This is a genomic window from Micromonospora sp. MH99, assembly GCF_021442385.1.
Taxonomy (GTDB): domain Bacteria; phylum Actinomycetota; class Actinomycetes; order Mycobacteriales; family Micromonosporaceae; genus Micromonospora.
In genome coordinates this window covers 1-8,116 of the sequence record NZ_MUZA01000126.1, presented here as the reverse complement: position 1 = coordinate 8,116, position 8,116 = coordinate 1, and the positions used below count along the sequence as shown (strand labels likewise).

At 76.5% G+C, this 8,116-nt stretch carries 8 protein-coding genes; all 8 read right to left on the bottom strand.

The window, feature by feature from the left end; genetic code table 11:
• A partial coding sequence (locus B0E54_RS31695; RefSeq protein ID WP_234591524.1) for a cobalamin biosynthesis protein occupies nucleotides 1-1,145 on the bottom strand: 1,145 nt, incomplete at its 3' end.
• Nucleotides 1,133-2,494 carry a precorrin-6y C5,15-methyltransferase (decarboxylating) subunit CbiE gene (gene cbiE, locus B0E54_RS31690; RefSeq protein WP_234591523.1) on the bottom strand — a complete coding sequence of 454 codons (1,362 nt, stop codon included), beginning with the start codon at nucleotides 2,492-2,494 and terminating at the stop codon, nucleotides 1,133-1,135. The genes B0E54_RS31695 and cbiE, both read right to left, overlap by 13 nt.
• A gap of 59 nt (nucleotides 2,495-2,553) precedes the next feature.
• The gene (locus tag B0E54_RS31685; protein WP_234591522.1) at nucleotides 2,554-3,705 is read right to left on the bottom strand and encodes a cobalt-precorrin-5B (C(1))-methyltransferase; all 1,152 of its coding nucleotides are present in this window, start codon (nucleotides 3,703-3,705) and stop codon (nucleotides 2,554-2,556) included.
• On the bottom strand, nucleotides 3,702-4,535 hold the full coding sequence (cobM, locus tag B0E54_RS31680; RefSeq protein WP_234591521.1) for a precorrin-4 C(11)-methyltransferase: 834 nt from the start codon (nucleotides 4,533-4,535) through the stop codon (nucleotides 3,702-3,704). Before cobM ends, B0E54_RS31685 begins: the two co-directional genes overlap by 4 nt.
• Nucleotides 4,532-5,356 carry a precorrin-2 C(20)-methyltransferase gene (cobI, locus tag B0E54_RS31675; protein ID WP_234591520.1) on the bottom strand — a complete coding sequence of 275 codons (825 nt, stop codon included), beginning with the start codon at nucleotides 5,354-5,356 and terminating at the stop codon, nucleotides 4,532-4,534. The genes cobM and cobI overlap by 4 nt, the downstream gene beginning before the upstream one ends.
• On the bottom strand, nucleotides 5,353-6,708 hold the full coding sequence (locus tag B0E54_RS31670; RefSeq protein ID WP_234591519.1) for a cobyrinate a,c-diamide synthase: 1,356 nt from the start codon (nucleotides 6,706-6,708) through the stop codon (nucleotides 5,353-5,355). The genes cobI and B0E54_RS31670 overlap by 4 nt, the downstream gene beginning before the upstream one ends.
• Entirely contained in the window at nucleotides 6,702-7,313 is a 612-nt protein-coding gene (cobO, locus tag B0E54_RS31665) for a cob(I)yrinic acid a,c-diamide adenosyltransferase (protein ID WP_234591517.1), read from the bottom strand. The genes B0E54_RS31670 and cobO overlap by 7 nt, the downstream gene beginning before the upstream one ends.
• A gap of 76 nt (nucleotides 7,314-7,389) precedes the next feature.
• Nucleotides 7,390-8,116: VWA domain-containing protein (locus tag B0E54_RS31660; RefSeq protein WP_234591516.1), on the bottom strand; the 727-nt coding region annotated here is incomplete at its 5' end.

Below are 8,116 nucleotides of genomic sequence, written 5' to 3'. Positions count from 1 at the left end.
GGCCCGAGCCCCACGACGGCCAGCCGGCCGCGCGGCGCGTGCCGCGCCACCGCCACTGTCGCCATCGCCGTCGCGGTCTTGCCCACGAGCAGCGTCGCGTCGTTGGACCGGCCGTCCGGGCCGAGCAGCGCCGCGGCCTCCGCGACGCTCGGCGTGCCGACCGCGGCGCGCACCACCTCGCTGGGATGCGGCACGTCCACAGTCGCCAGCCGCGTCGCCGGCCAGGTCACCAGGTGTACGCCGAGCGCGTCGGCGGTGCTGCGGATGCCCGCCTCGTCGGCTTTGACGTCGGCGCTGGCCAGGCAGCGCAGGCTCGCCGGGTCGAGGCCGGCCTCGGCCAGCACCCGGTGCAGCAGCTCCGCCACCTCGGCGGCCGGTACGCCCCGACTCGCGCCCACCCCGGCGACCAGCGACGGTGGCCGCAGCACGGCGGTCCGCCCGTCGAGCGGCACCACCCGATCGGTGACCAGCACCCGGTACCCGTCGTCGTCGGCCGCTTCGTCGTCGGCAGGGCCGGCGGCATCGCCGGCCGGGTCGTCGTCGGCGGGGTCGTCGGGGGCGGCGGCATCACCGGTCGGGTCGTGGTGGGCGGCCGGGTCGTCGGAGGCTGCCCCGGGGGCGATGACGCGCACGTTCGGGGGCAGGGCGGGCAGCGGCCAGGTGGCGTCGGCGATCAGCCGGACCGGTTCGCCGTCCAGGATGGCCCGGGACACCGCGGCGACCGCGCCCTGCACCGGCCAGCCGAGGCTGTCCAGTCCGGGCAGGCCGACCGCGTCGGTGGCGGTGGTGATCACCGGTCGGGCGTCCAGCAGCGCGCCGACGGCTTCCGCGAGGTCGTTGCCGCCGCCGGCATGGCCGCCGAGCAGCGCCACCGCGTGCCGGGCGGCCTCGTCGACGACCACCACGGCCGGGTCGGTGCGCTTGTCCCCGAGCAGCGGCGCGAGGATGCGCACCACCGCGCCGGTGGCCAGGAACGCCACCACCGCGTCGCAACGCGCCCAGGCGGTCCGCAGCGCGTCGGCGACGCTCTCCCCCTCGACGACCCGCGCGTGCGGCCAGGCGGCGGCGACGGTGTGGGCGTGTCGTCGGCCGGCGGCGGTGGCCGCGACCAGGCCGACGCGGGTGGTGACGGTCAGGTCGGGCACGGGCGCTCCCCGGTGAGGACGACCACCGGGTTGGTGGCCGCGAGGCGGATCGACCCGCCGGGCAGGTCGGCGAGGCGGGCGGCGGAGAGCTGGCTGCCCTCGACCGTGTAGCCGGCGGCGCGCAGCAGACCCACGGCCGGCGCGACGCGGTCCAGCGCGGCCAGGGTGAGCACCACCCGCTCGGGTCGGCGGGCCACCACTGCCGCAAGGACGTCGGTGCCGCCACCGCCGACGAAGACCGCGTCCGGCTCAGGCACCCCGGCCAGCGCCGCCGGGGCCCGCCCGACGACGACCCGCACGTCGACGGCGTGCGCGGCGGCGTTGTCCCGGATCATCGCGGCACTGGCGACGTCCTGCTCCACGGCGAGCACCGCGGCGCCGAGCAGCGCGCACTCGATGCCGACCGAGCCGCTGCCCGCGCCGACGTCCCAGACCAGCCGGCCCAGGCGAGGCCGCAGCCGGGCGACGACGAGGGCGCGCACCTCGGACTTGGTGATCATGGAGTCGCGGTGGGCGTACCGGTCCTCCGGCAGCGCCCAACCGCCGGCCGGCGCGGCGGCCGGCTGGTTGTCCACCCGCATCCCAGCCGGCACAACGGGGCCCGGCGCGGCGGTCACGGGCCCGGCAGACGCGGCGGGCGCGGCAGTCGCGGGCGCGGCAGACACGGCAGTCGCGGGCACGGGCACGGCGGGCACGGGCACGGCGATGCTGAGCAGGACGTGCGGGTCGGACCAGGCGCCGGCGGCGGCCTGCTCGGGTGTCACCGCGCGGACGCGTTCGGCGTCGGTGCCGAGGTGTTCGGCGACCACCAGACGGCGGGACCAGCCGATCAGTCCGGCGCCCAGTTCGGCGGCGCCGACGCCCGGCGCGGTGAGCACCGCTACCAGTGGCAGCGCCCGGCAGGCGTTCAGGGCCGGTCGAGGGTCGCGGCCGTGCGCGGTGACCACGGCTGCGCCGTCCCAGGGCAGCCCGGCACGGGCGAACGCGGCGGCCACACTGGATACCGCCGGCGCCACCCGCAGCGGCAGCCCGGCCGCGCGCAGCCGCCGGACGATGCCGAACAGTCCGGGATCGCCGCTGGCCAGCACCACCGCCGGCACGCCGGCGGCCACGGCGGCGCTCAGCCGCCGTACGGCCGGGGCGAGCGGCCCGAGGACGACGGTGTCCACACCGGGCGGCACGGAGACGGTGGCCAGGTGCCGGGCCGCTCCGACGACCAGCCCGGCCCCGGCCAGCGCGGGAACGACTGCGGGGTGCGGTGGCGCACCTGCCGCGTCCACCCCGACCACTGTCACCACCGCGTCCGGGGACGCCACGGTCACCACCGGGTCCGGGGACGTCACGGTCACCGGCGGGTCCGTAGCGGCCACGGTCGCCGGGCGGTCGGCGGCCGCTGCGGTCGGCCGGCTCATCGCGGCCACCGGCTCGACGAGGCGACCACCCGCGCGCCGGCGAAGTCGACCATCGCCACGTCCACGGTGACCGTCGGCCCGGCGAAGCGCCGCAGCACCTGCCCGACCCGCTGGCAGAGCAGGTCCCCGGCCCGGCCGAGCAGCCCGGCGGCCTCCCACAGCTCGTACGCGTGCCGCCCGGTGTTCGCCTCGGTCACCGCGGTGACCAGTGCGGGATCTCCGCCGGCGTCGGCGGTCACCGCGCCGAGCAGCGACAGGTCCACCTTCGAGCGGGTGTAGTGGGTCATCAGGATCCCGGCGGCGAGCTTGGCGAGCTTGCCGGCCATGCCGACGAAGACCACACCGGTCATCGCGTCGCCCACGGCGGCGGTGACGGCCGCGCCGGTGAAGTCGCCCACCTCGACGAAGCACACCTCGGGCAGCTCGGGCAGCAGCGCGCGGGCGGCCCGCTCGGTACGCCCGCCGGTGCACAGCACCACCGTCCGCTCCCCCTGGGCGGCCATCACGTGCACGGCCTGCACGACGCTGGCCCGCCAGGAGGCGGTGGAGAAGGGACGGACGATCCCGGTGGTGCCGAGGATCGAGATGCCGCCGAGGATGCCGAGCCGCCGGTTGGTGGTCTTGCGGGCCATGATCTCGCCCCGGGGCACGCTGATGACCACGCGGACACCGACCTCGGTGAGGTCGACGACCTCGGCCACCGCGTCGCCGATCATCCGGCGTGGGGTGTCGTTGATGGCCGGGCCACCGACCGCGAGGCCGAGGCCCGGCTTGGTGACGGTGCCGACCCCGGGCCCGCCGGCCAGGCGCAGCCCGGGGACGTCGGTCCAGTCCACGGTGGCGGTCAGCTCGGCGCCGTGGGTGACGTCCGGGTCGTCACCGGCGTCCTTCACGACCACCGCCTCGGCGTGCACCGGTGGACTGCCGGTCACCTGGCAGCGTTCGACCGGGAACCGCACCCGGCGACCGGCGGGCAGCCCGATCTCCACGTCCGGTTGGATCTCGCCGGTGACCAGGGCGGTCACCGCCGCCTTCGCCGCCGCCGTCGCGCACGCGCCGGTGGTCCAGCCGGTCCGCAGCGCGGTGGGCCGGACCTTCGCCGTACGCGGCAGGTCCGGCTCGCGCAGCGGCGGCTCGGCGTACGTCATGGTGTGCCTGTTCCCCCGGCGCGGCCGCCGGACTGGCGGCGCAGCTCGGCACGGGCGACCGGCTCGGCGCGACGGAAGGTGTGGAAGTGCCCGGGGTGGTACAGGTGCGAGCGGGTGCCCTCGGCGGCCAGCGCCGGCCCGACCAGAAAGAGCGTGTGCTTCCACAGCTTGTGCTGCTTGACCGTGGCCTCCAGCGTGCCGACCGTGCAGCGCACGACCAGCTCGTCGGGCCAGGTCGCCTGGTACGCCACGACGGCCGGGGTGTCCGCCGGGTAGCCGCCGGCCAGCAGCTCGGCCTGCACCTGACCGGAGCGGGCGGCGGAGAGGAACAGCGCCATGGTGGTGCCGTGCCGGGCGAAGTCGCGGACCCGCTCGCCGGGCGGCATCGGGGTCTTGCCGCCTTCGAGGCGGGTGAGGATCACCGACTGGGCGACCTCGGGCACTGTCAACTCCCGCCCGACGAGCGCCGCGACGGCGGTGAACGACGACACTCCGGGCACGATCTCGACGGCGAGGTCGAGCGTCCGGCACAGGTCCAGTTGCTCCTGCACGGCGCCCCAGAGCGCCGGGTCGCCGGAGTGGATGCGGGCCACTGTCAGCCCCTGCTCGGCGGCGCGCTGGTAGAGCGGGAGCACGCCCTCGATGGGTAGCTGCGAGGAGTCGACGATCTCCGCGTCGGAGCGGGCGTGGTGCAGCACGTCGGCGTGCACCAGGCTGGCCGCCCAGATCACGATGTCCGCCGCGGCGATCACCCGGGCGGCCCGCAGGGTCAGCAGGTCCGCCGCACCCGGGCCGGCCCCGACGAACCACACCTTGCCGTTGCTGGTCACAGCTTTCCTCCTCGGTGGTCGCGGCGGGCGGGCACCAGCAGCGTCGACAGGTACGGCAGGTCGTGCGCGGTGTCGTCGACTGCGCCGACGTGTTCGCCGGGCAGGCCGAGGTTGCGCCCGAGGACCGCGTCGTCGAGGCGGCCCTGTCGACGCAGTTCGGCGATCAGCTCCGGGTGCCGCCGCCAGCCCTTGTAGGCGACCACGGTGCCCGGCCCGGCGAGGGCGTCGGCGAACAGCGCCAGACCGGCGGTGGCCGGCAGCAGCGTGAGCGGTTCGCGTCCCTCGCACAGCGCGACACCGCTGCGGGCTGCCAACTCCTGCATGGCGGTCACGCCGGGCACTGTCGCCACCCGCACGGCGGGACGCAGCGCGCGGACGCCCTGCGCCAGATAGCCGAAGGTGGAGTAGACGTTGGGATCGCCGATGGTGGCGAACGCGACGGACCGCGCGCCCGCGTCGAGGGCGTCGACCACGCTCCGGGCGGCGTCGTCCCAGGCCGCCGCCCGACGGGCGGTCACCCCACCCCGGTCGTCGAGGGCGAACGGCAGCCGACGCAGCCGGTCCACCGGCACGTACTCCCGGACTGTCGCCTCGGCCCGCCCGGCCTGCGCGCCCGGCGGCGTCGCACCGGCGGTCGCTGTCGGCGCGACCCGGTCCGCCATCACGGGTACGAAGACGACGTCGGCCTCGCGCAGGATCCGCACTGCCCTGACGGTGAGCAGTTCCGGGTCACCCGGCCCGACACCGACACCGGTCAGCGTGGCATTGGCGAAACCCGCGTCGGTGGTCGGCCTCGCGTCGTCGGCGCGCTGCGCGCTCATCGGCACGCCTCGACCAGCCGGCGGGCGGCCCCGGGGTGGCCGGCCCAGTGGGTGTGCAGGTAGGAGGCGTGCACGCGGCCGGCGACGAAGCCGTGGTCGGTGCCGTTCCAGCGCCACGCCGGCGCCTCGCCGTGCGCGGGGTCGGTGGTGGTGCGGTGGAACTCGTGGCCGCGTACCGGCTCGCCCGCGCGGGCCACCGGGGAGTCGCTGACGGCCCAGGCCTCGCGGTAGCCGAGGGTGAGCCGGCCGGTCATCCGGGCGGTGAGGTCCAGCCGACCGCACATCGGTACGCCGTCCAGGGCCCGCCCGAGGTAGAGCAGCCCCGCGCACTCGGCCACGACCGGCCCGTCGAAGTCGGCCAGCTCGGCCCGGAGCGTGCCGTTGCCGGCGAGGGCCTCCGCGTACGCCTCGGGGAAACCGCCGCCGATCACGACCGCGCGGGTGCCGGCGGGCAGGGCCTGATCGCGCAGCGGGTCGACGGTGACGACGTCGGCGCCGGCGGCGGTGAGCAGTTCGGCGGTCTCCGCGTACGAGAAGGTGAAGGCCGGACCACCGGCGAGCGCGACGAGCGGGCGCTCGTCGCCGGCCGGACCGCCGACGGCGACGGCCGGGTCCCAGGCCGCGGCGGTCAGCGGTGCGGCGGTGCGGGCCAGGTCGAGGACGGCGTCGAGGTCCACGGTGGCCTCCACCAGCTCGGCGAGGGCGGTGACGATCGCGAGGGACTCGGGGGCCCGCTCGGCCACCGGGACCAGCCCGAGGTGCCGGGCCGGCGCGGCGACCTCGGCGGCGCGGGTGACCGCTCCGAGCACCGGTACGCCCACCTCGGCGAGCGCGTCGCGCAGCAGCGTCTCGTGCCGGGGCGAGCCGACCCGGTTGAGGATCACCCCGCCGATGCGCACGGCCGGGTCGAAGGCGGCCATGCCGAGGGTCAGCGCGGCTGCCGAGCGGCCCTGCGCGGTGGTGTCCAGCACCAGCAGCACGGGCGCGTCGAGGAGGCGGGCGACGTGCGCGGTGGAGGCGAAGTCGCGGCGGCCCACCGCGCCGTCGTGCAGGCCCATCACACCCTCCACCACGGCGATGTCGGCGGGCGTCGGCACGCTCGCGCCGTGGCGCAGCAGACCGGCGATCCGCTCGGCCCCGACCAGGAACGGATCGAGGTTACGGCCGGGCCGCCCGGCGGCGAGGGCGTGGTAGCCGGGGTCGATGTAGTCCGGGCCGACCTTGTGCGGGCTGACCGTCAGGCCGCGACGGCGCAGCGCGGCGAGCAGCCCGGTGGCGACTGTGGTCTTGCCGTGGCCGCTGGCCGGCGCGGCGACCACCACTCGGGGCAGCGCCCATCCAGCGCTCACCACTCGATGCCCTTCTGGCCCTTCTGGCCGGCGTCCATCGGGTGCTTGACCTTGGTCAGCTCGGCCACCAGGTCGGCGGCGGCGACCAGGCGCGGGTCGGCGTCCCGGCCGGTGATGACGACGTGCTGGAAGCCGGGGCGGTCGGCCAGGGTGGCGACCACCTCGTCGACGTCCACCCAGCCCCACTTCATCGGATAGGTGAACTCGTCCAGCACGTACAGCCCGTACCGCTGCGCGGCCAGGTCGCGCTGGATCTGCCGCCAGCCCTCCAGGGCGTCGGCGGCGTGGTCGGCCTCGCCGCCGCGCTGGATCCAGGACCAGCCCTCGCCCATCTTGTGCCACGCGACAGGTGCGCCCTGGCCGGTACGCTCGTGCACCTCGCCGAGCACCCGGAAGGCGTTCTCCTCCCCCACCCGCCACTTGGCGCTCTTGACGAACTGGAACACCCCGACCGGCAGGCCGGCGGTCCACGCCCGCAGCGCCAACCCGAAGGCGGCCGTCGACTTCCCCTTCATCTGTCCGGTGTGGACGATCAGCAGTGGCCGGTGCCGTCGCTGCCGGGTCGTCAACCCGTCAGCGGGCACGGACGCCGGTTGTCCCTGCGGCATCAGCCGTCCTCCCTCGTCTGCGCGATCGTGCAGTTTCTGTTGCTCATCTGCGTAGCTCGTCCCCTCATGTCGGCACCTAACGTGCAAGATCGCGGGGGTGGGTGAGGGTGGTCAGGGGTTGCAGCGGGGCGTTGAGCTGGGTGGCCAGGCGGCGGGCGAGGTTCAGGCGGACCGGGCCGGACTCGCAGTCCACGACGACGCAGGGGGCGCCCGTTGCCGCGAGGACCGCCGCCGCTCCTGCCGCCCGGTCCAGGGGGCGCTGCCCGGCGGTGGCTCTGCCGTCGGTCACCACGAGGACCAGGGGACGGCGCTTCGGGTCGCGCAGGCGCTCCACCCGCAGCAGGTCGGCGGCGGCGAGCAGGCCCTCGGCCAGCGGCGTCCGACCACCGGTGGGCAGCTCGGCCAGCCGCGTCGAGGCGGCCAGCACCGACGAGGTGGCCGGCAGCAGCGTCCGCGCACCGCTGCCCCGGAAGGCGATCACCGCGACCTTGTCCCGCCGCTGGTAGGCGTCGGTGAGCAGCGCGAGGACCGCGTCCTTCACGGCGGTCATCCGCTGCCGGGCGCCCATCGACCCACTGGCGTCCACCACGAACAGCACGAGGTTGCCCTCCCGCCCCTCCCGGACCGCCTCCCGCACGTCGTCCGGGCGTAGTCGCAGCGGGCCGGTCACCCTCCCCCGGGCCGCCTGGTGTGGCGCGGCGGCGCGAATCGTGGCCGGCAGATGCAGCGCGCCGACCCGAGCGGCCGGCACCCGGGCGCCGGTGGTGCGTCCCCGCCCGGTGCGGGCGCGCGACCGCCGCCCG

Bases quoted from the DNA above. Each gene is read 5' to 3' on its own strand.
- B0E54_RS31685 (WP_234591522.1), bottom strand. From the start codon at position 3,705: ATGACGTACGCCGAGCCGCCGCTGCGCGAGCCGGACCTGCCGCGTACG.
- cobI (WP_234591520.1), bottom strand. From the start codon at position 5,356: ATGAGCGCGCAGCGCGCCGACGACGCGAGGCCGACCACCGACGCGGGT.
- cobO (WP_234591517.1), bottom strand. From the start codon at position 7,313: ATGCCGCAGGGACAACCGGCGTCCGTGCCCGCTGACGGGTTGACGACC.